The sequence below is a fragment of the Vibrio sp. 10N.261.46.E11 genome (genome assembly GCF_041472735.1).
Taxonomy (GTDB): Bacteria; Pseudomonadota; Gammaproteobacteria; order Enterobacterales; family Vibrionaceae; genus Vibrio.
Map to the genome: position 1 here is coordinate 1271 of NZ_JBFRQW010000057.1, position 574 is coordinate 1844.

Sequence of the window (574 nt, forward strand, 5' to 3'; positions counted from 1 at the left end):
ACGATCCTTAAGATCCCCGGTCACATGGGGCTTGATAACGTCGATGTCTGGTTTCAAGATGAAGCAAGATTTGGTCAGCAAAACACGACAACTCGACTTTGGGCTAAACGTGGATCAAGACCAAGAGCAGTTAAACAGCAGCAGTTTGAATATGCGTATTTGTTTGGCTCAGTATGTCCCGCTAGAGGTATTGGCGAGGCGCTGGTCGTTCCTTGGGTTAACAAGGACATTATGGTTGAGCACCTTAAGCAGATATCCGCGGTGACCGAAAAAGGTCGTCACGCAGTGGTCATTATGGATGGTGCTGGCTGGCATACAAATGACATTGCAGAACAGTTCAGTAATGTCAGTATCATCAAGCTCCCGCCATATTCACCAGAGCTAAACCCGATAGAACAAGTGTGGAGTTGGCTCAGACAACACTATCTTGCCAATCAGAGTTTTACCGACTACCAAGATATTGTGTCGAAAGTATGCACTGCATGGAATCGATTCTTGGAGCGTGCAGATAGAGTTACCAAAATGTGCACCAGAGACTGGATTAATCTGACCAGTTAATTTTCCAGATTGGTAT

General features: G+C 45.6%; 1 protein-coding gene. It reads left to right on the plus strand.

Annotated elements, in window-relative coordinates; genetic code table 11:
* On the plus strand, positions 1-558 hold a 558-nt coding region (locus tag AB4407_RS17620; RefSeq protein ID WP_372121468.1), incomplete at its 5' end, for an IS630 family transposase.
* Positions 559-574 lie beyond the last annotated feature (16 nt).